The organism is Gimesia benthica, from assembly GCF_009720525.1.
GTDB lineage: Bacteria > Planctomycetota > Planctomycetia > Planctomycetales > Planctomycetaceae > Gimesia > Gimesia benthica.
Genome location: NZ_CP043930.1, coordinates 1081955 through 1103748, shown reverse-complemented (window position 1 = coordinate 1103748; position 21794 = coordinate 1081955). Strand labels below are relative to the sequence as shown.

The 21794-nt window shown below is 47.5% G+C and carries 18 protein-coding genes and 1 pseudogene; 6 read left to right on the top strand and 13 right to left on the bottom strand.

Annotated features, from left to right (window positions below; genetic code table 11):
* Positions 1–5: 5 nt before the first annotated feature.
* Both F1728_RS04405 and F1728_RS04400 read right to left on the bottom strand, forming a co-directional pair.
* The gene (locus F1728_RS04405) at positions 6–809 is read right to left on the bottom strand and encodes an MBL fold metallo-hydrolase (protein WP_155363062.1); all 804 of its coding nucleotides are present in this window, start codon (positions 807–809) and stop codon (positions 6–8) included.
* A 104-nt stretch (positions 810–913) separates the two neighbouring features.
* On the bottom strand, positions 914–1480 hold the full coding sequence (locus F1728_RS04400) for a CIA30 family protein (protein WP_155363061.1): 567 nt from the start codon (positions 1478–1480) through the stop codon (positions 914–916).
* A 603-nt stretch (positions 1481–2083) separates the two neighbouring features.
* Between F1728_RS04400 and F1728_RS04395 the strand changes: the two genes are divergently transcribed.
* Together F1728_RS04395 and F1728_RS04390 are read left to right on the top strand one after the other, a co-directional pair.
* Positions 2084–2383 (top strand): hypothetical protein, encoded by a 300-nt coding sequence (locus F1728_RS04395; RefSeq protein WP_228030505.1) that lies wholly within the window; start codon positions 2084–2086, stop codon positions 2381–2383.
* Positions 2384–2600: 217 nt separating this feature from the next.
* The gene (locus tag F1728_RS04390; RefSeq protein WP_155363059.1) at positions 2601–2834 is read left to right on the top strand and encodes a hypothetical protein; all 234 of its coding nucleotides are present in this window, start codon (positions 2601–2603) and stop codon (positions 2832–2834) included.
* Here the strand turns inward: F1728_RS04390 and F1728_RS04385 are convergent.
* Entirely contained in the window at positions 2819–3850 is a 1032-nt protein-coding gene (locus F1728_RS04385) for a hypothetical protein (RefSeq protein ID WP_155363058.1), read from the bottom strand. The genes F1728_RS04390 and F1728_RS04385 overlap by 16 nt on opposite strands.
* A gap of 331 nt (positions 3851–4181) precedes the next feature.
* On the opposite strand from F1728_RS04385, the gene F1728_RS04380 reads away from it, so the two are divergent.
* Positions 4182–4463, top strand: coding sequence for a hypothetical protein (locus tag F1728_RS04380; RefSeq protein WP_155363057.1), 282 nt, complete (start codon positions 4182–4184; stop codon positions 4461–4463).
* A gap of 232 nt (positions 4464–4695) precedes the next feature.
* Here F1728_RS04380 and F1728_RS04375 read toward each other — a convergent pair whose 3' ends face one another.
* Entirely contained in the window at positions 4696–8241 is a 3546-nt protein-coding gene (locus F1728_RS04375; RefSeq protein ID WP_155363056.1) for a topoisomerase DNA-binding C4 zinc finger domain-containing protein, read from the bottom strand.
* A 653-nt stretch (positions 8242–8894) separates the two neighbouring features.
* Between F1728_RS04375 and F1728_RS04370 the strand changes: the two genes are divergently transcribed.
* Together F1728_RS04370 and F1728_RS04365 are read left to right on the top strand one after the other, a co-directional pair.
* Positions 8895–10040 carry a DUF3883 domain-containing protein gene (locus F1728_RS04370; protein WP_155363055.1) on the top strand — a complete coding sequence of 382 codons (1146 nt, stop codon included), beginning with the start codon at positions 8895–8897 and terminating at the stop codon, positions 10038–10040.
* An 11-nt stretch (positions 10041–10051) separates the two neighbouring features.
* Positions 10052–10564 carry a thermonuclease family protein gene (locus tag F1728_RS04365; protein ID WP_155363054.1) on the top strand — a complete coding sequence of 171 codons (513 nt, stop codon included), beginning with the start codon at positions 10052–10054 and terminating at the stop codon, positions 10562–10564.
* 117 nt (positions 10565–10681) lie between these two features.
* On the opposite strand, the gene F1728_RS31510 is transcribed toward F1728_RS04365, so the two are convergent.
* Positions 10682–11491: a GIY-YIG nuclease family protein gene (locus F1728_RS31510; protein ID WP_155363053.1), complete on the bottom strand. Its 810-nt coding sequence runs from the start codon at positions 11489–11491 to the stop codon at positions 10682–10684.
* Between the two features lie 122 nt (positions 11492–11613).
* On the opposite strand from F1728_RS31510, the gene F1728_RS04355 reads away from it, so the two are divergent.
* Positions 11614–12423 (top strand): hypothetical protein, encoded by an 810-nt coding sequence (locus F1728_RS04355; protein WP_155363052.1) that lies wholly within the window; start codon positions 11614–11616, stop codon positions 12421–12423.
* A 326-nt stretch (positions 12424–12749) separates the two neighbouring features.
* Here F1728_RS04355 and F1728_RS04350 read toward each other — a convergent pair whose 3' ends face one another.
* The 8 genes and pseudogenes from F1728_RS04350 to F1728_RS04315 form a co-directional block, all read right to left on the bottom strand.
* Entirely contained in the window at positions 12750–14021 is a 1272-nt protein-coding gene (locus tag F1728_RS04350; RefSeq protein ID WP_155363051.1) for a hypothetical protein, read from the bottom strand.
* Positions 14022–14356: 335 nt separating this feature from the next.
* The gene (locus F1728_RS04345; protein WP_155363050.1) at positions 14357–14767 is read right to left on the bottom strand and encodes a hypothetical protein; all 411 of its coding nucleotides are present in this window, start codon (positions 14765–14767) and stop codon (positions 14357–14359) included.
* 281 nt (positions 14768–15048) lie between these two features.
* Positions 15049–17346: a serine/threonine-protein kinase gene (locus F1728_RS04340; protein ID WP_155363049.1), complete on the bottom strand. Its 2298-nt coding sequence runs from the start codon at positions 17344–17346 to the stop codon at positions 15049–15051.
* 113 nt (positions 17347–17459) lie between these two features.
* Positions 17460–18086: an RNA polymerase sigma factor gene (locus F1728_RS04335; protein WP_155363048.1), complete on the bottom strand. Its 627-nt coding sequence runs from the start codon at positions 18084–18086 to the stop codon at positions 17460–17462.
* 117 nt (positions 18087–18203) lie between these two features.
* Complete coding sequence (locus tag F1728_RS04330; RefSeq protein ID WP_155363047.1) at positions 18204–18941, bottom strand: HNH endonuclease; 738 nt, start codon at positions 18939–18941, stop codon at positions 18204–18206.
* A 165-nt stretch (positions 18942–19106) separates the two neighbouring features.
* Positions 19107–19295: pseudogene (locus tag F1728_RS32475) on the bottom strand (type I restriction-modification system subunit M N-terminal domain-containing protein); the annotation flags it as partial.
* A 133-nt stretch (positions 19296–19428) separates the two neighbouring features.
* A complete protein-coding gene (locus F1728_RS32470; protein ID WP_228030503.1) occupies positions 19429–19548 on the bottom strand; it encodes a helix-turn-helix domain-containing protein in 120 nt (39 codons plus the stop codon).
* 169 nt (positions 19549–19717) lie between these two features.
* Positions 19718–21679 carry a DUF2779 domain-containing protein gene (locus F1728_RS04315; protein WP_155363045.1) on the bottom strand — a complete coding sequence of 654 codons (1962 nt, stop codon included), beginning with the start codon at positions 21677–21679 and terminating at the stop codon, positions 19718–19720.
* Positions 21680–21794: the final 115 nt, after the last annotated feature.

Genomic DNA, 21794 nt, shown 5'->3' with positions numbered 1-21794 from the left:
AATTATTATTCCAGAGATTTGATGTACCGTTCTGCTGATCTCTGGACAGCCGCTTTTGCATCTGTGGCAACAATCTTTCCCCAGAAGGCTCCGTAAATACGAGAGAAACAGAACGGTTCGACGGTGTCAGCAATTCGCCGAACTACCGATGCTGGCAGTGGGATCAGATTGGGGTAAGAGTACATAAAGCTTACCCAGCGTCGATCCTGAACCACTTGCAGAATATCGCCGGTAAGAAGTACCCCCTCTCCAGCGGCACCTTCTGACCAGTGCAGGACCGTGCCCCCGTCAAAGTGTCCTCCGCACCGAATCAACGTCAGATCATTGCTGATCTCCTTCGTTTCACCATCCCAAAACTGGATAGACGGATCAGACCGCATCACCCACTCCCGGTCGTCCTTGTGCAAATAGATCGGACAATCAAATGCCCGGCTCCATTCCACCATACTCGTGTAGTAGTGCGGATGTGAAATGGCGATGGCTGAAATACCACCAATGCCTTCGATCATTTCCATGAGGCCATCATCAATGAGGGGAATGCAGTCCCAGAGGATATTTCCTTCCGGACGGACAATGAGGAGTGCCCGTTGACCAATGGCAAAGGATGGTTCCATTCCGATCCCATAGAGACCAGCTTCTTTAAGCCGAATGACGTTTCGATGCGATTCTTGAAGATCAGCAAAAGTCGTCCATTGTTGCCCATTCCAGCCAACATACTGCCGCTCATCAGTACAAATCTTGCATTCGGCAGATGGTTGGTCGGATTTATTGAATTGCGTTCCGCAAGTTGTGCAGATGAAGTAGGGCATGCTGCTTACTTTCCATTGATTTACTGACAGGTCGCATAAGTCCCTCTATTCTCAGAGGAGCTTGATCCTCAGCGTTGTTTCAGATCGCTCCGGAAGGGGACGATTTACTCTTCGGTTTTCTTCACCTTTATCCACTCGACTTCCAGCTTGAAAGGGCCAGCTTTCTTATCCCCCAGTAGAAATCCCAGTCCAGCCACATTACTGGGATCGAGTTTCTGGTTGGGGAAAAACCGGCCTCTCCAGGTCGCCACGAAGTTCCTGACCGGCAACTCGACTTCAATCCATTCATTATTTTTAGTTTTAAAAGACTGCCGATAGGAAAAGCCGTTGAGGTTCGGTTGATCATAGACATTGAATTTGTACTCTCGGCCATCACCTTTAACTCTGACCACGATCACGTCGTCTTTCTTCAATGTAAGGTTGCCGCCCCTGACTCTCACTGAGGCAAAGCCACCATTGTTCTCCAGCGACAATGTGCCGAAGAACTCCATGTTTTTGTCGTCGTTGATTTTGAAGCGACCATCGGACCGTCCACCCATCACGCCGTCATTGACCGTCTGCCATGGTTGAGCAGATCCAGGCTTGTCAAAGGTGAAGAGATTACGTTCGTCAGCCTTGGATACAGTGGCTATCAAGAAGAACATGGAGGCGAAAATGATTGTTCGTTTCATCTGTATTCCTTTATTGCTACCGTAGATTGACAACATTACAATTCTGTGCAGGTGTCAGTGCCGAAGCAGGCACTTTTAAATAGGGATTGCACTAAGTACTTAATCGAAATACCCGAAACTCCCAAAGTAATTCAAAATGGTCTGGAAAAGAAGTCCAACTAATCATTGCTGATTAAAGATCACTGGGCAGCTTTTTTAGTTTGATTCAGTATTATGTCAGGCCACCATACAAGGAAGAACAGTATGCGTTACATCACTCCCATCCTGCCCGGAGCCAAGTTGTGCATGAAAGCAAAGGGACTGGTCAGTCGGAGATGACTTGGTTAGTCAATCGAGCCATTGACGGATTCCGAACGATCTTTACCAAACTTGCAGAATCGCCGGTCGGTGTCGAGAAGAGCATTTATACCCTCGATAACGCAATGTTTCATGGTGGAAACGCCTGGCTGAAATCTGCCACGAAGGAATTAGAAAAGAAAACACAACATGAAACTAGACGGCCAAATCGTAGGCAATGCAGGATTGTACTTCACGTGTTACCAATTATCCCTCCTCGGTTGGAATGTGATGCCGACAGCCAGAAACGCAAGAGGCATCGATGTCGTGGCGTATAGCGGAGACGGCGAGAGATACATTGGTGTGCAGGTGAAGGCACTCAGCAAACGTGCTCCCGTACCCCTTGGGAAAACGCTCGATAAAGTGATGGGCGACTTTTGGGTAATCGTCAACAAGGTTTCAGTTGACCCGACAGCTTTCATACTTACGCCTGACGAAGTTCGGCAACTGGCACATCGTGGCGAAAAGGAAGGGCGTGTCTCTTTCTGGCTCCAACCTAACGCATACGACGCAGACGAGTTTCGCGGGGCGTGGTCCAGAATCGGACGCGGCGACTCGGGGGCTTGAGCCATTCCGCCGCCGTCAACCGCCTCACCACCCAACACGGCTCCAACCACCTCCCAGCCTCTTAAAACACCGCCAGCGACGCGACATCGGGCTTATTCGCAGGCTTACCGATGTCCCAGCTTGTAAGTCGGTTGCTCTTGTGAGAAAAACATGTAGAACCTCTACACGAACGTTGCAGGAGCTTACATCAGATGCCAAATACAGAACCCCGCACCCGATGGACGGTTATGGCATCGGTCGTAAGATGACCGGTGCGGCACTCGGCAATCGTTTGACAGCACTTGCCGATGAAGCAAACAAGCATCCCCCCGAAGTCCAGTCACAGTGGAAAGGAATGCTCGACCACGCCCGCCAAGTCAGAGAAGCGTTGATCGAGGCCAAGTCCAATCCCAAATCCACGATTGGAAGGAGCAACGCACAGAACTGCAACGCGAGCTATCGCACCTCTTGATACTCAACTGTCAAAGTGTATGCTTCGTACCCCTGCATTGCTTCCCTGACTTTCCAGGCCACGCGATCACGTGTTCTATAATCCCGGAATAAACACCAAAACTTTGTGCAAACTTGCATGTCAGGTGCCTTTCGTGACTCTGTTACTAAATGAGCCTCCCGTCTCAACACCCAGACTAACCCCCCGCGTTCTTCGACCATCTCCTGAATGATTTCTTCAAGTCGTAAAATCTCTCGAATCATCTTTACCTTGGCGATTTCATATTTGCGGTCTTCATCCGATGATGTTTCTTTGCACGCCGTTTTTTTTCGCTGAGACGTGGACAGGTATTCGACTGGCTCGAAATCGTATCGCATACAGAAAGTGACTTGAGGCCCGACGATGTCGTCAAGCTGTTCCAAGGTATCTTGCTCGTTCTCAAGGTATTCTACTCCCATATCTTCCCATATTGACATGACTTCGTCAGTTGCTCTCGCGAGGGCATCCCATGACTTAAACAATCCAATCACGCAGTCATCCTCCCCAAAATTCTCCAAATAGCCTGATACGAAATCGCGATTGGTAGGAGAGTCAAAATATCGTACTGGCCCGAAATCGTCCGGGTATGTAACCCCGTTATTGTTAGCGATTACACTTTGGATACCTGATTTGATCTCTGGTATCCGCGTTTCAAACTCTTCCCAGGATATCAAATTGCAGCCGTTTCTCTCCTGTGATCTTTCTGATGCTTCCTCAGAAGAGATCGTAAAGATCCTTATTGGGGGGGCGATTTTGTACCAAATACGGTCAATCTGATTATCCAGGTCCCCCAAATCAATCAAAGCTTCACGAACTTCATCCAACTCTTGGTCCGTCAGTCCTTTTGTTGAGTTAAGAATGCAAATTATGCATCTTGAGCCACCTGGTAACCAAATGTCGAACTCAAGAATTTCGTCATGTGTGTACTCGCATGCGAATGTCATATGGCTTCCTTGAAATGAGTAATTGAATTCAACGACAACGGGTGTTGTCTTCATCAATTTCTATCGCAGGAGCGTAACACAGAAGATATTGCTGAAATTCTGTGGTATTGAGTGTACAGATGAGGAAATGGCAATGTGTGGCTTGGAATAAATCATTCACCATTTTTCGGTGGTCATGAAGAGATCAATGAGCGTAATTTGGTGTAGTATGTGAGAGCACTATGGATAAATGATTAGATGCCTTGTGAAAAGAATAACGGCAGATGACAAAAAAGATGGAAAGTTCGATCCTGGTCATTCAAAATAGATGGTAATGAGTCTATCCATCGACTGATTGGCAGAGATCCAGAATGTTCCACGATATTCAAGCTTAGAGAGAGCTGCTATGGCTGAAATGAGACCAACAGACAATCAGGAGATCTTAGATCGAATATACTCCGCAATCTTTCATAATCGTTTGAGAGATTATGTAGATTCAGACGATGGCTTGAATGTCCTTCAAGATAGAACATTTGATTTAACCGAATCAATTCAACGTCTCCTAGTGGATGACGCTCCTTCATCAATTGAAAACGAGGATGTTGAAAAGATTTTAGGAGCAGATGATTTTCGTGATCATCTATTTCAGGCTATTACTGAATTAAATAATCCCCATCACGGGGTATGAGAAGCCATCGTCTTGGATCGTCACTATTGATCTGTTCGCCAGCCAGAAGGTGAGGGTGATTGGCTAGCATCTCTTGGAGGATGTCTTCAGAGTCGTAAGGAGCTTCTTCCATCGATATGAGATCCGAATGATCATTTAAAAGGTAAATGCGGCCAGTCATGTTGATGTCTTCTAGGTTATTGGGATTTGCCCATTAAATTTATTTGTCAGATTATCTTTGGCTTTAGACGCATCAGTTTTCAGTAGCTCGTCGTGCATATCGGCAGGCTGGATAGCTTCCGCAGACCATCGCCGGACCTTTTTTGGTCTGCCGAAGAATTAGTGTTTCCCCGCATTTCGGACAGAGTTCCACTTCCTCTTCGAATTCCACATCGACGAGTTCCTCATGGTGTTCTGTGTTTGTGGAATTCTCTTCTTCACTTCCCTTTTGTCTGAGAGTCGCTCCACCATGCTGCGTGCATCTTGGTCGAACTTCAAGTAATTGCGGTACTTTCAACATCGAATCGCTGCAATCGTCGTCGGTCTGAATAAAGCAGATACCTTGTTCAAGATCGAGGTTGGAAACCCCCTGGGCAGACAAAGATTCCAAATTCGGTGCGGCTTTTCGGACGTAATTGATTGCTTTCTGAGTCGGTAATTTGAAGATGAACCGAGTCAAAAGATACTTGAAAATTCGCTCGGGGATACGTTCAGGAAATTGAGATGCCAAGATAAATGACAAGCCATCATGCCTGATTTGAGTGATTGAGTTCTCAAGCTCCCCAACTAGTTCCTTGCAGTCCACGTACTCGTGTGCTTCATCAAAAACGACGAGTTTATTTACACCATTTCGGGTCCGACGCACCAAGTCCGTAATCACAAGACAAAGCTTTAAGGCTTCCGAAGCTTCCATTGTTTGCATTCGCAAATCAAAGATATTCAGCGATCCTGCTTGAAGGACATCGGACCATGTGTAAGTTCGGTCGTCATCGATCCAGCGTTCAGCAAAGCTGAGACGGTTCTTTGCCCGTTGCCGCTGTGCGTTGGAAAGACGCTCATCGGTGAGAATGTGCCTCTCTAGATTTTTGAAAGTAAGCCGATCTTCATAAAATAGCTTTTGGATGATGTCTCTGACGATGGCCATGTATTCGGACTGTGCACTAGGGGGTTTCATTAGAATTTCCCAGTGATCTGCTCCGAGCTCATCGGAACGAAACTGAATCGGATAAGTAGGAAGTCCTTCGTAATCGCCCGCTCGTCGCAGTAGCTCTGGTTCGTAGCCAAATACATTGACAGTCCCGATTTTGTCGGGGTCAATGGCGTACTCGGAAATCAATTTCTGGACTTCATTAGCCTCTGTGTTTGGCTGCCCAAAGCCAGCATATTCAAAGCGAGCCTCGGGATTCCGTCTAAAGTTGAAAGCCACAGCGGTCATGGGGCGAGATTGTTGCACAAGAGTAGGCGTGCTGAGAAGGGCATTCTCAATCAGTACCCCCAGGGCATACGACTTTCCTGATCCCATATAGCCCAGCACGACGGCACATTGTGGTTTGGTCAGTGAGAGGCCAAGGCACCGCCCGTCATTCCGTAATCGTCCAACTATCCCAAGGTGAGTGCTTGCGAGATTGGAATCACCTACAACTACTTTAACAGGAAAACCGCTTGATTTATGTGTTTGTTCCTTTTTCGCCCTTGGAGGATGTGAATTATCGGTGGGGGAAGGTATTGGTGCAAGTTCTTTCGGAGCACTTAAATGAGAACCTTCAAAATGAGACAGTTCATCGTCTTCGGTCTTCTCATCCCCATTTCCATTAGTAGCATGACCGATAATTTCTGAGAGACGGCCAGCTTGACGGAAAAGCTGCATCCGACTGAATACATTATTGGATCGTAAATATTCGACAAACTGCCGCTTGTCGATTTCATGTGATCCAATCGACAGGTCATGCTCTTCGATGGCGACAATTGTGTCATAAATCGCATTGAGCAATGTGATCTCATCTATTTCAGCTTGAACGTACGCACCACCGTTCTCTTGCACGTCATCAAGATATTCTTGGCTCTTCGCTCCAATTTGTTTAGATCGTCGGTCACGGATTACAATCAAGTGATTAAACTGATCTCTATTTTTTGCGACCTTTCGCAGATTTCTTATACGTGCCGCAAAAGCATTGCCCACGCTATTGATCACGGCAACACAGAGGGACTCTTTATTTTCCTGGTGTTTAATAATCAGGTTCGGCGGCATCACGTACTTGCCACAACTTGCCTTGTCATAGATAACATTGGTGTCAGATTCTTTCAGAAAGTCCTTGAAGATATTCTTGATTCGTCCGAAGAAATCTTGTTCATTGGGTATCTCTGATCCATACTGCTTGCGTTGTTCGGACTCAAAATGATTGAGGGCAGACTGAATAGCGGTGTCTATCGAATCTTGAGTGACAGTTACTCGTGTAGTTTCGAAGTTGTTTTTGGAAACATCATCTTCGTCAAGCCACGTCTCAAACCAGGTTCGAGCTTTCTGAAGAAAAACTCGTGGTGAGGTTGCTTCGAAGCAAAGATGCCCAATGTCGTCTTCTGTGAATGGAAATATACTCGTGGGAAGTCGGTACCTGGTGAAATGCTCTCGTAAATGCGTTTCAAGTAACGCTGTCGCATGCTGTTGACCGAATTTTTCCAATTCAAGGGTACGTTGGGCGATTCTTTGCTTGGCTGCATCATCAAGTACATGACCAAACCACGATTCCCAGAGCGATGGAAAAATACAGGTTACAATTAGGAGGTTTGGAGCCATTGTAAAAATTTCCTTAACAATGTCTCCCCAGCGATGGGTTAGCCGCTCCTCGTCTCGTAATCCTTCTAATTGGTCAAAAGCTAAAATCAGAGGCTGGTAATATGTTGATAGGATTCCAAGTGATTGGATTGCTCGTAGAGCCTGTTCCTCTCGCTGCTGTTGAATAGAAAGGTCTGTCGAGGACTCGTTGAAGGTGACCCATGATTCCGGAAGTCCCATCGATTTTGCATCTTCTGGATCAATGTCTTGTCCCGACAACCATGTTAGTAGGATCCGGCGACGTTCTTCTCGGGCAACAAAACAATAAGTGATTAGTGCATGTGCAATACTTTGGTCAACATCTGGTTGATTGATTTGAAGGAAGCGGAGAGTGCGTCGTCTAATTGCTCGCATATTATCCGAACGCTTCTGACCTTCTCCTAACATTTCAAATAAATTACATGGGTCTTGTTTTAAAGTATTGACCCAACGTTGACGTTGTTCGACATCAATTCCTTTTTGGATATCACTTTCAAACTCAGGAATCAGTACACTCGAAAAGACATGTCCTAATAAATCATCAATCTGGGATCGAGTTCCTCCTCCGACAGTACGAGTTAAACTATTTACGATGTTAGTCCAGATATGTTGTGCGATTGCCTCTTCATTGTTGGGACGCCTTACGAACAGGATGTGATTTGATTTTGCAAGATTCTGTGCCAACCTCATCAGAAGATGAGTTTTTCCTGTACCAGCCTCGCCCAGAACGAGAACTCCCCTGGAGCTTGGGAGCGATGCCCCTGAAGTTCTCATCGCCTCCTGCTCTGTGGACAGCCGATTTAAATCACGACTGATTCGCTTGAAAGCCATTCCATTATAAGAGGCAAGGTCAGGGATTTGTTCCCATGGAGTGTCAACACGATCAACGAATGCAGGGGGATCATTTTCCAAAAGTTGACGGTGCTGATCACTGTCATCGCTGTGCATTTTACGCTCCTCGTGTTTATTGTCTTGAACCCTCGCCATGTTTCACTCCCCAAAGACATGCAAGTCCGCATGATCCATCGCATCATCAAATGAATTGAAAGGTCCATTCCACCCGCTATCATTACCAACGTTCCAGACGTAACCGATTTGGCCGTTACGAGTATAGCAGGCCGTGACTCGGCTTCTTCCATCCTCACTGAAACGACAAAGGTTATCGTTTTTTGAAATCCTCCAGATCGATGTGCCTCCCCTGTCGATCACGGATGGATCTGCGGGACAATATCCCATTACAGCCACGAATTGAGCATATGAAGGAAATCTCATGTGAAGTCTCCAAAAATTTCACTCCACCCTCAGCGTTTGGTAGCCGAATTTCTGGGAAGAGTAGAGGCTGGTTTTAAAATATGGCGGACACTTAGTAAGGGACGGCGGGAAACTCTCTAATCATGTGGAAGTTATTGTGGGAAAGATTACTAACATTCGTTGACCAGCTCTTCAGTTTAGATGGTCTTCAAATGGCTAACCCCTAGATTTCATTATGGTTGAATAACAAATGTTCGCATTCTACAATGTTCATATATGGTATTCAATCAGATAGGTGGCTATTCAAATAAGAAGACACTTATTTAACCAAATTGTGGCAGTCGTCCTCACCACAATAGCTCAACCGGCGTGAGAAAGGTAAGTTTTTCGTGCCACAATCAATCCCCGCTGGTCTCACTAAATATCATATCCTCAAGACATTGGCGGACCTGAATGATGGGGTGAAGCATCCGTTCGGTCCCTCTACCGGCTATGAACTTGTCTACGAGCAGAAGCGATATGCTCCGAAAACCGTGGTTGGTTTAGCCTGTCGCTACTCTATCGGTCGAATCCTCCTACCTGAGGAGTTCAGTGGCGGAGAGGCACCTGGACAAGCGAACTTTGTACTCAGGAAGCTCGGCTTCACTGTCGTTCGTAAAGGGGATGGGCAGGAAGAGCCACAGACTGGTAAAGATTGGAATGAGAATGAAGTTCGATTGATTATTGCTGATTACTTCGACATGTTAGAAGCCGAGTTGCTCGATAAGAAGTACAAAAAGTCAGAGCATCGGAAAGCACTTATACCTAAATTAGTCGGGCGATCAGAAGGCTCAATTGAATTCAAACACCAGAACATCAGTGCTGTGATGGTGGAACAGGGCTGGCCTTACATAGAAGGCTACAAGCCTCGTGGCAACTATCAGGGATTACTGGCAGCAGCAGTCGATTCTTTTTTGGATGAGAATCCCAATGTACTGAGAAGGATTGAAACTGCACCATTGCTCAACCCCAGCAAGCCAAAGAGTCTTTCCAACCCCGATTTTGGAAAAGTAATTGTCGACCCTCCAGAGGTAATCAAACCACCGAAGCCAGCTGAAAAACCATGGCTATCACGCAGGGCGAAAAAGATCGACTTTGCCGAGCGTGATGCCCAAAACAGGAAACTTGGCACTCTTGCCGAACAGTTTGTTTTTGACCTTGAGCGACATCGACTCAATGTGGCTGGCCGAGACGATCTGGCTCAGAAGGTTGTCTGGGCCTCAAAAGTCATTGGCGATGGTTTGGGTTTTGATATCCTTTCGTTCGATGAGGCTGATGATTCTGAACGAATGCTGGAAGTAAAAGCAACTGGTCTTGGAAAGTTTTTCCCCTTCTATGTTACATCCAATGAATTACGTTGTTCAGAAGACATTCCCGAACAGTTCCAATTGTTCAGAGTCTTTGATTTCGGAAGATCTCCCAGGTTGTATATTTTGCACGGTTCATTGAGTCAGCTGTGCCAACTTGATCCAGTCCTCTATCGAGCTACTTTATAAGAAGGAATAGTATGCGTTTCATCGTTGCCATCCTGACTCTGCTCATCTTAGGGCTTGTATCTGCTGCTCCACCAAAGGTTATCAGTACCCTCACTGGAAAAGTGATCGGAGTCACTGATGGCGACACCATCAAAGTCCTGGTCAACCGCCAGACAGTTAAAGTACGACTCGAAGGTATTGATGCACCGGAGTCAAGCCAGAGCTTCGGGACAAAATCCAAGCAGGCATTATCAAAGATGGTTTTCGGTAAAACCGTGACGGTAAAAAAGACGGGGGAGGACCGCTATGGTCGCACACTCGGAGTCATAATGGTGGGCGGCCTGGACGCCAATGCAAAGATGATTAAAGACGGCTGGGCCTGGCATTATAAAAAATATAATAATGAAGAACGCCTGGCGAAATTAGAACGATCAGCACGTCAGGCGAAACGAGGTCTCTGGGCTGATGCCAATCCGCTTCCTCCCTGGGAGTATCGGGCCAGGAAGAGAAGGCCGAGTACCCCCCCGGCACAAAGTTCTGGCTGAATACATCATCCAATGTGCGGCACAATGAAAACTGCGAATACTTTAAGAATACGAAGCGTGGTCGGATTTGTGGACCGAATGATGGGAAAGCATGTGGCAGATGTGGTGGGTAAATTCTCACTTTATAGACTTGATGAGCGATTCTTTTGCTGATCGTGACATCGCCTTGATTTCCAGTTCACGCTTGAGAGCCATACTTCGATTCTCTTGTCTTTCATGATACACCATAGTCACTGGAAGACGGCTACGGGTGTAGCGTGAAGCAGTACCCGCATTATGCTGCTCACATCTACGGTTTAGATCTGTCGTAATTCCTGTGTATAAGGATTCATCAGCACACATGAGAATGTAAACAAACCATGTGGTTGTGTTTTCCGGTATTTCGTCTTCTCGCTGATCTGATTCTGCTGCTTCCAGTTTTCTCGAATCCACCATTCTCCGAAATGCATCATTGGGCGTGCCATACCCATCTGATTTTTTCTCCGCAATAGCTGACAGCAAAAAATCATTCAGCTTAAATCCCACCTCATGTGGAGACATTGCATTTTCTATCAGCAAATCTTGAGCATATTCAATGAGTTGGTTCATCGAACTTGTTACAGAGCGATTTAATGCTTTACCAAACTGAACTGTTTCAAATTCAGGAGCAATGAATTTTCGGAAAGTCCACTGATTGGCATCATCCGCTGTGAAATCTCGGATACAGTTCATAGTGCTTTTGACGAAGAGCTTCTGGTTTGTAATACCTTTGGCTGGCATGACACAGCAATAGAATGATTTGGTATTGCACAGCAAAATGTACTGACGGCGATTTGCTAGGAAAATGTGGCATGACCAGTCACCAAAAGGGTTCCGATTTAAGGGATGGACATCAAGTGTGCCTGTTTTGATTTTCTGCTTGAGCCTTTGAGAGAGACGAAAGATCATAGCGGTTCTTTTTATAAATAGTTGTTTGCTTTTATGTGCATGGCAGTATAATAAATCAGCCGTCTGGAGCAGGCACACAGGCGGCTTTTTTTACGAATGGATCCTTTTTAAATTGCCCAGCCATGCCCAAGTTGTCTCTTTGTGCCTGTGTCCTCTTATGCTTGCACTTCGCAGTCGCGGCTACCTTCGCCGATGAACCGAGTCCAGGGGCAGATCTCAGCTCCCAGTTGCGTAAAATACCCACCGCGGCTTCCGTCGTAAATACGCCGATCAAGTCCAAACCCAAACAAATAATCATTCATCTGCTGAACTGGCACTTTGTGTCCCGAGATGATTTCGCTACTGATCTTTCTGATTCCTCAAGTGGTAAATTATCTGAAGCAGAGATCGAAAGGCAGTATTTTGAATTCCTGGAGGATGTTGAAGCGATTCAGAAAGAGCAGAAGCAGATCCTGAGGTACCTGATCAAGAATCACGAAGTTCGATCTGTGTACCTGGAAGGGCTCACTGAGAAAAACTTAAATGCGTTCAATTCATTCGTTAAAACGCTTCGGGAATTCGAAGTGCCAGAAGGTGATGGTGCATTTGATCTTTTTTTGAAAGAACAGTATCGACGAGATTTGATGCAACTGGGAGTTCCTGCCCAGTTGATGATTACAAATGAATTGAAATCAATCATCCCACTGGAAAATTCAGCAGCGTTTAAATCGGCCAATCCCATTGCCAAAGATGGCAAGATCCAAGTTGATCAGGAGGCTGAAGAGAAACGGGAAGATGAGATGCTCAAGATCTTACGTAAAGGGCAGGGAATCAATGTTATCGTGCTGGGCGGTGGGCATGATTTGACGGATAACCTGGAACGAATGAAACTGGATTCGGTGCAATATATCAGAGTGGCTACAAATTCTTATGAAAAACCAAAAACAAACTGAGATGAAATATAATTGTCCCTCACCTCACAGAAACTGTCTGCGAGTGAATTCAATTAAGAGATTGCGTGGATCGTGGCCGGATTGAAGATTGCCTTTGATTGTTTTTAGATGGGAAGAGATATTTGAAAGAACGACATTTCTGAATTATGGCTTTAGCTGCTCTAACATTATCTGGTTAGAAGATTCTCATTGTTTCCATATGAAGAGAGGCAAGAAAATAACACAGTCGATCTTAAATGCCCACTTCCTCTACCTTTGAAGAAGTGGGCCAGATATCGAACATTGTGGTTGTTTTTCAGTATTAACTGACCAAGGAAGATTTTGTCTCAAGTGTCTTTTTCTTTCTGTGTAGATTCCCAATTCGCAATCTGATTATTGATGACTTGTTCTTTTAGTTCATCGAATGCAGGGCCTTTCATGAGACGAAGTTGATTTTCTCTGTCCGGGTCACTTTCGATACGGGCTTTCATCCATGCTGCGTATGCAATCCTCTCGTTGAGATTCATTATGACCTCCCTCGTATCTTCGTCGATCTCCACTCCATATATGCTTAGGGAGTCCAAGATCTCCCTGGCGAACTGGTTACGGACTGCTTCGGTCGGAAATCGACAACCAATCATTGTGGATGACGGCCCCTCATATATGATGGTTCCATCTTCGTTTTCATGAAGCATGCGTTCAAAGACGAAAACTTCCCCGCCATTAACTTCGACGTCATCGCGGATTGTTCGTTCAATCTGGACGATCGTTCGCATTCTTTCTCCATCTTCGTCATCCAAGAACTCCATGTATTCGCGGATGATCGACTCATCAATTGGGAAAGAACAGTCCGAACGGTCACAAGGTGGGACAATACCCAGAGAATAATCCACGTAGAAATATATATCGCTTCCGACGCTGCTGTACTTCGTACCCATATCAGGATCCGTCATTTCAAAAGCAACGCCTTGCTGCCAAAGAACTTGAATTTCTTGCAGTCGCTCTTCGTGTGACATGCCGTTGAGACGCGACCTAACTTCACTGTCATCAAAGCACTGCTGGAAGTTCTCTCGCCACTCTTGGCGTTGTTGAAGTTCAGTCAGATTGATTTCTGTTCCGACCCCCCAGGCTTTCCAGTCAGTGAGGATTTTATCTGTGGCAGTATTCCTACTGTCACGGGAGAAGAATAGTCCGATAACGAACCCATCGTTCCCAAACTCTAAGAACGGAAACTCAGAACAGACCTCTGTCTCAACATCTCCACTCGCGACGACTCCATAGTTGCTTTGTACTGAATCCTGAATAGAACTCAGGATCTTTTCGGTTTGAGAAGCCACGACTTTTTCATCAACAAAATCAATATCATGCTTCCATTTAAGTTTCTGAGCGACCAGCTTGTTTGAGATCGTAAAGACACGCACTAAAGGTTGACTCCCGCATAGAATCTCCCCTAATTCGGTATCCGCGACTTGAAATAGAAATTTATCTCGCCACATACTGTGCAGCAATTCGCATCGCTTCTGTTCAGGGGCTTCGTAGACAATCCGATGAAAGGTGTCATCAGATTCGTCCTGAGGGCCAGCGGCCTGTAGGTCGCTTTCTTGTTCTGGCTTACGCATTGTGAGTTCTTCCGAAAAGAGTTGCATGGACCGAACGGACCAGTTCCGTTCACATTCATACCTCTCGAGGCGGCGTAACAAGGAAGTCGAAAAGGAAATTCTTTAACCCAGATATGTAGAAACACAAGCTATTCTGAAGACAGGTGTCTGTTTGGATGGGCATTCTCCAAGGCGGCTCACTGCCTGATCTTGCTATGGCACTGATGGAGCTTCATGTCGGTTCTTGGAAAGAGAAACCCGCTTTCCCTCGTGGTGAAGGAAGCGGGCTGGATAAATAGCTCTTGCTTAGAGCTCTTGGTTTGAGCTGTAACTGGTACTCGATACGGCTCTTTTCTTTAGAAGCCTACGAAACCACCAAAGGCTTCAGTTACTTTGCTTCCCAATTTTTCCTCCAAGACCCTTGCAAAACTCTTTGACTCGTATGCATACAAGTCACCTTTGTTCTTGAACAGCAGCATCTCGTCGTCGTCGATTGTGTACCAAAAGTCCTTCGCGGATGTCCCAGAATGCCCAAGTGATAATGCTCGGATTGCCATGGCGGCACTCAAGGCGGTCTGACGGTTGGAAAAAATCGCATCCATGAAGAAGCCAGGTTTCCTTCCGTCCTCTTCGCTGGTGCCTGAGATGTTCTGCCCACCCAAATGATGCATTAACCTGCGAACATGAGTCGGGAATTTCCTGTTCATCAATCGACTGGTGGCGGCCTCGAGGGGGATAGACACTTCTAACTTCGCTCGCTCTGACATGAGTAGTCTCCATAGGGAGGGATTCTTCTGCGAGTCAAGAAACGATCTTTGACTCTTCACACTCATGCCTATCGCGGACGTGTAACACTGGACGACGGAAGCTTGCTAATTTCGCAAAATCGGGCCTGGTAGGATTGATCGGTCCGAGGACCTCTCGAATGACAGCCTGAGAGCGTGCGGAAAGCACACGTGAACCCTGGAATCCCATCGGCAGAGGGGCCGCCTGCTAAGGCGTTGACGCAGATTTGTAGGGGAAGAAGCGTCCCTTCGCCGCTCTTGAGCTAGTTCTCCGTGGCTGTCCGGTTGCTCACTTTGACCGTGGAGATCTTTTGCCAGAGCTCGGAATCCAGCCGGATTTTCCGCGTCTGCACCGAAGCCGGGGAGAAAACGAGAGCCCGGGTGGTTCCAGCGAACGTGCTTTGCACCATGCAGAAGGGAGCAATGGTGACATGGAAATTATTGGTTTTCGACTGCGACCCCTGCGTCCAGCCAGTGACCAGCACAGATTCATCGGGACGTCCCAAATGCCGATGAATCGGCGAGACCAGCAGGTTTGGGACGCCACTGAGCATGCGATCTGTCGGGAGACCATTGCTCAGCGTATTTTGGGGCAATCCAACGTCGACATAATTGCGACCGAGCCACTCCCAGGAGTCGACATCGACTTTGGTACCGGAGTCATCAAGAAACTGCGTCTCAATGGTGCGAGACATGAGGGGAAACGCCATCAGTTTCCCAAAGTCATCGTCTCCTCGGGCAGCAACTGTTTGAAGCCAGTGTTGGTTTGTCGGTTTTATGAACTGCCATCCAGTACCCTTCACATTGATCGCACCAAAGTCCACAACATAGTGCCTCCAGACCTGAAAGGTCTGAGCACTGTTCCAGTCAATAAGTAACGAGACGATGCCCTGCGTTCCAGCGGTTCGCGGATCGCTTTCGATTTGTGGTAACGAGTAAACAGGCACGCCATCTTCTGATTTATCGGATCTGAGTGACGTTGGTCGAACCGTTACTTCTTCAGGATTGCCAATCGCAATTGAATCGAGTGTTTGTTTTAGTCGGGGCAGGGTGGCACGGTAGGCGGCTTCATCCGGAGCAAGTTTAACGGAGTAGATGAGCTCATCCGCTCCCTGATCGTACGTGGGGGGCTGCGGGACTTTTGCTGTCACCATTCCGGGGAGCTGCTGTAAGATCGAAGCCAAGTCATTTGCGGGCACTTGGTCCGGCTGGCCAGAGCGGAGACCTTCAAGCGTCGATTCCACATTGGTGCGGAATTCAGCAGTGTTACGCTTCAGGCGAGGGGCAACCTCGTTATTCCATTCTTTGGACAGTGCCTCATTGGCCTCCTGCTGCCGTGCATCGAGCTGCCTTGCGACTTCATCTTGGACGATGAATCGGTTCACCATCCCTCCTGAAATGTCGCCGTAGTTTACGACAAACCCCCAAATGCCAAGGGCTACTGTGGCCAGGATTGCGGAAGCTGTAAGGGCTGTCTTCACCCGGGATCTGATGAGAGCCCGTCGAATCTTCTCAAGCCGTGAGATGACGACCGTGATATTCTTTGGTCTTTTTCCGGGAGAATTACGGGTCATCCACTCAGCAAGTTTGTTCAGTTTTTTAACCGCACGGATCTGTTTTTTGCTGGCAGGGTCGATTGGAGTTTTGGTCAATAAGTACTTCAACATGCGGCCTGCAGAATAGATGTCAGAACGATGGTCGACTGGTCCGGTGCCATGTGCCTGCTCAGGGGACATGTAGCCGACAGTGCCAGCACCTACCAGAATTGCAGACTCCCCTGATTCAGCAGCTGACGCTAAACCAAAGTCGATGACTTTGATCGTGCCGTCCTCTAATCGCATGACATTGGCAGGCTTGATATCTCGATGGAAGTATTTTTTGTCGTGTGCATACTCCAGACCGCGACATGTGCCAATCATGGCGTCGATGATCTCTTTCGGTCCACCGAACTCGTCCAGGTTAACCAAATCTTGGAGCGATTTACCCTTCAGGAGTTCCTGGGCCAGATAAAGATTGCCATCTTGCTCACGCCACGGACCATAGGTGATCACAATATTGGGGTGATTGAGCTGAGCAACAGTCCTGATTTCACTTAGGAAACGCTCTTCTGCTTCAGGAGTATCTTGCCTGAACCGTCGGATAACTTTAATTGCATCGTGTCGCCCGGATAATATGTGTTTGGCCTCATACACTTCTCCCATCCCACCGATGCCGATTTGCTTCAGCACCCTGTAGTCTCTTACATCGCATGGCGGATGAAGGGCTGACCTCCGTTCTCTATCACGTAAGAGGCCAGATAACTTTGGAAAGAGCGACGTTGCCGACTCTCGAAGTGCATCGGCTGCAATGCCCTCCCGAGCTTTCTCCAGGTCTTCGGGAGAGATGTGAGCAAAGTGACTCGCAAAGTTGTCCTGTGGTTCTTCAAGCTCACCATAGATGGACGAGCACCGCCCACAGCTCTCGATGTGATCGAAAAGCGATTCACTCAGATTTCCGGGTAACTCGTCGTTATTCAGTCGAATGAGTTCGTCGCGTGTGGGACATTTGAGTATTTGTGCCATCTCTAGTTCACCGCATCTGTTCTATTGCTATCTGTTATTTTGGGCCACAAGGATCTCCTATTTATGACTATCGGAGAGGCGTAACACGAAAACTCAAATTCCCATAATTGTCGTCAAACCTCAAACCCAAGCTCCTTGAGCCGCTTCAAAACTCGCTGTTTTGCCATCCGCACTCCAGCTTTTGAAACATTGAACTTCTTGGCAACCTCTTCTGTTGGCACCTTTTCGACGGTCGTCATCCAAAACATATCCCAGGTGTTTTTCGTTTTCAGAGTGCTGCGAACAACTTCCAATGCTCGAGCCTCAATCTCCCGAAGTGCCACTTCTTCGCCTTCGAGCTCATTGGCGTCCTTTTGCTCGGGAGTCGCGATGGCATTCAGCAGTTCTGGGGAGACGCCCTGGTCCTTGGGCACCTTTCTGAAATAGTCAGCCGCCCGGCGATGAACGATCGTCCGCAGCCAACCACGAAAGGTTCCTTTATCTTCTCCACGCTCAAAGTTGCCAATCGCCTTAAATGCCGAGATCCAACACTCCTGCAGGACTTCGTCCTCAGCTGATGCGGGGACGTTTTTCTTTCTCATCCAGAATAGCAAGAGAGGCTTGTAGATCAGCTCGAACTCTCGCCAGCGTTCCTGGGAGACTTCTTCGAGCTTCAGATCTTGGATCAGGCTGGAACGGGTTGCTAAACGGGACTTTGACTCCGGTTGCGGAGGTTGGAGGGAAGATTCATCAGATTGCATTGCTCATTCTCTCATTCAGCTCACAGTTTTCTCAGTCTTGTTCATTGGTTTTCATTTTTGCGGCCTCGAAGAACGAACACATCGAGACGCGTTACCAGTGGGCGTTCAGCCAAGGCGTTAACTCAGTTCATCGTTTATCTTTTCACGGACTTGATCGAGCGTTAGCGGTGGCGAGTAAAGGTGGATGATGCGGTGGCAATTAGCACAAATAATCGCCAGGTCATCGAGACTCGTCTCCGCATCCTCTTTAAGCTCCGCCAATGGTGTCAGGTGGTGAACTTCGCAGTACTCTTCGCCGTATACCGCTGTCGAATCAAATCCACAGATTTCACACGCCAATGATTCTGCTGAAGCCTTTTTTGCAGAAACGATAGATCGACTGCGTTCTCGAACCAGGTGAATCACGAGCTTTTGGCGACCTTCGACCGCCGAAATACTCGATGTATGGACGTCAATGTCCGGTACCATAATCAAGCCATCTGTCGACGGATCAACCAGACTGGTCTGAACCAGAGCATTGGCCAACTCAGGCCGCATGATCCAGATAAAGTGCTCTCCACTCCCATCACCAGTTGCCAAGGCTTTCCAGTATCGAGATCGAGATGAGTCTTCTGGCTCAGTCTGCATCGGCAGTGCAACTGCGAACTGCTTGCCGAGGTTTCCGTAAAGCAGATTGGATGCCCCGATGCTGCTGTACCCAAAATGATCACGGAGGTCCTGAGAGGTGACGGACCGCCCAGGCTGCTGAAATTGAAAGCGTAGAACCTTCAAACTGCGTTCGCTCAGACTTTCGCGGATTTCATTGATCGCATTCACATAGTCTGATTGAGCGGGCGGAGTTTCAGGGGTAAACATTCATCACGCTCCTGCAGCTCGGGATTTGAGTTTTTCGCACAAACCGAGCTGGTTCAGCATGGAAGACTTAAGGCTTTCGCGGATCTCAGCTGAATTAAATGCCCGGGTACTCAGTTCGGACTGAAAGTCCATCGTGTTCATGATCTCTTTGGTCAGAACCGGCGAGTTGATTCCAGCTGATTCGCGTTTCTTTTTTTCGGAGAGTACTGCTTCTTTCGTCGGCTTCAGTACGCAGTCCAGACGCCTGAGCACCGTAAACGGTAGGATTGCACGACCGTACTTAGATTGCTTATGATCACCTCGAAGAATGACCGCGACGGACCAGATAAATGAAGAAAGATTCTGTTGGCTCATAAGTAAGTCACTTGGCTCATAAGTAAGTCACTTCCTGCGTCTGTTCTTCTGTTGGTTGTTATCTCGGTTTCCGCATCACCGGCCTGGCGACCAAATCGAGGAAGGCTTGAAGGTCCTTCCGCCGAAACAGACGTTAATTGTTCAGTGTATTAAACTGAACGGGAATCTTTCCCAGCTTGGTCCAGTTCCTCTGCGTATTCTGACTGACGCCCAAGAACTCTGCTGCCTCTTCCGTTTTCAGATATTCGCTCATCTCGTACCCGCTTGGTAGGGGGAGAACGTCGTGACGTCTGTCCCCCAAAGGGTAACAAAGTATGTGACAGAATGCCATTAGTAAAGGGCATGTGACGAGCGGATGTCGGAAGGGGCAGATTGAATCAGCATCTTAAAATCCGGAATTTAAAGATGGGTTGTGGAAGATCTTAATTCCTGTGATTGAGCCACGATTCGACGATCATCACCATGGCAAGCGTATCGAGTTCGCAATACCTAAGCAGGCCCTGTTCAATGTCGTCACGATATTCCTGGGGAAGCCCGTCCTGCTGTAGACGAAGATAAGCAGCCATTGCAGCTCCGCCTCCTCGGATTTCGTCACCAGCCCACAAATTGTCCCAGGTATTCTTGTCAACTTCATCGAACACAGCAGGCAGAAGTTCGTAGGGATCAATGACTGTGTCATCTTTGTACTGAATCCATTCCTTTTTGGGAAAGTTGCGGCTGGAGCCGGGATTAACTTCATAGCCGTATATGGGCTTTGAATACTTGTCGCGAAGAAAAGTGGATTCGGTCAAAACAGCGGGCAGGACGTATTTAATGGATTGTGAACCCTTCATTCTGGGATGGTAATAGTGGCGAGCCACAAGCTCCCGTAAGTCGACCATTTCTCGATCGCCAGGCCTCCATGGATTTGGTTGAGACTTTGTAGGAATTGAAATAGAACAGGCGAAATTCCGCAGCTCTTCGTAATCACTCTCCTCATGACCAAACTCATCCAGTTGTTCGACGATGTGGTTAAGAATTGTGTTTTCATGAGCCGCATACCGGAAAATGGTTCCATTATCACCGTCTAACGAAGACTTCAGGTTTCGAAGGAAATCAAAATTAGGGAATGCCCCGGGTACTGCGTTTAAGTATTCACCCGTATGGAAAACATCCCCATCTTCCTGAAGCGTATGGTGAGAAAACTGAAACGCCAGGCTCTGGTAAGGCCGTAAGCCCTGATGTAGTGGCACAGGAGGGGCCGCCGTTTCGAAGTCGATGAAGTGCAGAGGAAATCTCCAGTTTCGTTTTACTTCATCAAGGCCATCAATGTCGACGAAAGATTCGTTCCTGCCAGTCTTAAGGTAATTCAACCGAATCCGTTGCATTTCGCTGGGGTGTAAACCGGGCTTCGGGTCTGTCCCCGTATCAAGGTCTCCTTCGGAAAGATCCTCCAATTTAATACGACGCTGACTGATGAAATCCTCGGCTTGTCGAAAATTGTAAAGATCGAAAACTGTGGGACGGTCAAAATCAGCATCAGACCAGCCGAGGACTTCTGACCAGCACTCCCGGAAACCGTCCCGTAAGCCTTCATTGCGTTGCTCTGGTGTGCAACGAAATTCGCAATTCCGACAGCGAACCTCAATTTCGGGAGAGAATTTTGTGTCTTGTTCGCAATTGTCAGCCAGCCAACGGACATATTGTTCAAAGTTTCGACCATCGAAGTCTTCGCTGCATAATTCGTCAATGTGTCCATCGACTTTTCGGGCCTTCAGTATTTCTCGGCAAATTGAGTTCTCAGCATCATCGCCGACGAAGACACAGGAAGTTCGCGAGCCGTCTTTCTCGATCTTGAAAAGTCGATGCAGACCGTCGACGGTACATTCCTGACTTTTATCAACGCACATCAACCAGGAAGTGACACTAAACTCTGGGAATGCCTGCTGTAAGATATAACGCTGGAAAGCGATATCCAGCAGGTAATCCTTCCAGTCGGAGCTAATACGGCCTTGGGAGCCCCGAAATGGATCGTCGTCAGTTCCATCAATCGACTTGGCCTTTACCTCGATCAGCTGCAACTCATTTCCTGTCTTGACCAATACCTCGATCCGGCAGAATAGATTGGCGATCGTGACAGCAGCCTCAAAGATGACAACATTGTCCTGGAGAAGCAGTTGGTTGGTTTCTTCCAGTGCCTGGGCATCGTCCAGCGACGAAACTGGTCGTCCCTCGGGAAAGTAGAGCTTGGCCAGCTCACCAACAATCATCCCGCCTTCCGCGAGTCCCTGAAGAAAATCGTCCGTCTGCCGCGAGTTCGCGTACTCAGTTTTCCCCGTGTAGAAGAGCTTTGTTGGGCAGACGTGGCCGAGGATGAATCGAGATTTGGTCAGGTAACGTTTCATGATTTGCTTTCGATGTTGGCTACAGTGTGGCTGGTAGCATAAAATCCGGAATTTAAATATTGGTTCGATCGAAATGTTAGTTTTTATCCGGTTATTGTTACTGTGTCCAAATTAT